At 58.4% G+C, this 2,097-nt stretch carries 2 protein-coding genes; one reads left to right on the top strand and one right to left on the bottom strand.

Going from position 1 to position 2,097, the window contains the following annotated elements; translation table 11 throughout:
• A partial coding sequence (locus AC1DT3_RS19035; RefSeq protein ID WP_477466785.1) for a M10 family metallopeptidase C-terminal domain-containing protein occupies positions 1–1,677 on the top strand: 1,677 nt, incomplete at its 5' end.
• A 64-nt stretch (positions 1,678–1,741) separates the two neighbouring features.
• Here the strand turns inward: AC1DT3_RS19035 and AC1DT3_RS19030 are convergent.
• Positions 1,742–2,097 (bottom strand): alpha/beta hydrolase (locus tag AC1DT3_RS19030; RefSeq protein WP_477466784.1); only part of this gene is annotated, 356 nt, incomplete at its 5' end.

Genomic DNA, 2,097 nt, shown 5'->3' with positions numbered 1-2,097 from the left:
GGCGATCCTTCGATCGACGGCCTGTTCGCGCGTGCGCGGTGGGATATCTCGGCGCCGTCCGTCAGCTACAGCTTCCCCGACCTTTTGTCTGTGTATCCCCCGGGCAACTCGGTTGCCTCACGCCCCAATCTCGGATTCAGCCAGGTCTCGTCCGACCAAATGCAAGCAGTGCGATTCATCCTCGAAGGGAAGGGCTCTTCTTCACTGCCGGGTTACTTGTCCTTGTCATCGGTCGAGGGGGTTTCGAAGCTCAACCTCGTCGATGCCGGATTCGGGGATTCCGACATGCGTATTTCCCAGCGATCCCAAGGAACAAGCGGATCCTTTCCGATGGAGCCGGAGCTGGATGCGATATTTTTCGGACACGGCGGCGACGTCTGGATGGGGGCGAGTGACCGAAACAACATCAAGCTTGGTAATTGGGAGCATTGGACGCTGATCCATGAACTTGGACATGCGCTTGGTCTCAAACACGGTCACGAAGGGGCCGTTGGAAACGATATCGTGCTTCCGCGGGAAAGAAACTCGTGGGAGTTCGCGGTAATGACATACCGTCCCTATGTGGGTTCGACCGGACAATTTCCGGCTGCGCAAGGCGAACAGCCGCAGACGTATATGATGCAAGACATTGCAGCGCTTCAGCGCATGTATGGCGCCAACTTCGAGACGAATAGCGGCGACACGGTCTATTCGTGGAATCCGTCGACAGGCGAAACGCTCGTCAATGGCGTAGGGCAGAGCCTGCCCGCCAAGAACCGTGTGTTTCTGACGATTTGGGACGGCGGAGGCAAGGATACGTACGATCTGTCCAACTATTCGACGCATTTGAACGTCGATCTCGCTCCGGGCTCCTGGTCAGTATTCTCGAAGGCTCAGTTGGCGTTTCTGGGCAAAAATCACTACGCGCGCGGCAACGTGTTCAATGCCCTCCTATACGATAATGATCCACGCTCGCTGATCGAGAATGTCGTAGGCGGATCCGGAAACGACGTCATCAAGGGAAATAGCGCCGCGAACTTTCTCAAGGGCGGCGCCGGGGACGACACGCTGTCGGGCGCGGGTGGCAACGATAAACTCGACGGTGGCTCCGGCAACGATACGGTGAGCTACGAAGGCGAGACGAGCTCGCTCACGGTGTACTTGTGGAGCGGTTATGCTCGTACGTCCTTCGAGCAAGACACACTCTACGGCATCGAAAATGTCGTGGGCGGAAGCGGCGACGATTCTTTGATAGGCAACGAGCAAGCAAATTCGATCAAGGCCGGTGCTGGAAAGGATTCCCTTTACGGAAACGGGGGCGACGACATCCTCCAAGGCGGAGCCGATGACGACTACCTGAAGGGCGTTGCCGGAAACGACTCCCTCGTCGGCGATGGGGGGAACGATACGCTCGAAGGTGGCATCGGCGACGACTGGCTCTCGGGTAGCTCAGGCAACGATYGGTTCGTGTTCGAGCCCAACTCCGGCACGGACGCGATCACCGATTTCAAGGCGGGCCCCGGCAAAGGAGACGTCATCGAGTTCTCCAAATCGACCTTTGTCGATTTCGCGAGCCTTCTCGCAGCGACGCTCGATAATGAAAACGGGCTCGTCATCGCCGACGCCGCCGGCAACGTGCTGTTTCTGCTGAACGTCAAGAAGGCGTCCCTCGTCGCGGACGATTTCGCCTTCGTCTAGAAAACGAAACAAAAAAGGGCGGATCCGAGGAGCCGCCCTTTAAGCAAGATACCGTCCGGAAGGCTCAGGCTGCTTGTTCGGCAGGTCCGAGGCGCGATGTCAGATATTCGTCAACCGACACCATCAATTCGTCGACCCGCCCATCGAAGAAATGGTTGGCTCCATCGACGACCGCGTGTTCGAGCTTGACGCCCTTCTGGGTCTTCACCTTCTCGATCACGCTCACCACGTCCTTGACCGGGGCGACGCGATCTTCCGAACCATGGACAAAAAGCCCGGAGGAGGGGCAGGGGGCAAGGAACGAGAAATCGTAGCGGTTCGCCATGGCGGCGATCGAGATGAAGCCCTCGATCTCGGGGCGGCGCATGAGAAGCTGCATGCCGATCCAGGCGCCGAACGACACGCCGGCAATCCAGCACG

The sequence above is a fragment of the Microvirga sp. P4_G7 genome (genome assembly GCF_056401005.1).
The sequence above is the reverse complement of the archived record's forward strand: the minus strand, read 5'-3'. Positions and strand labels throughout refer to the sequence as shown.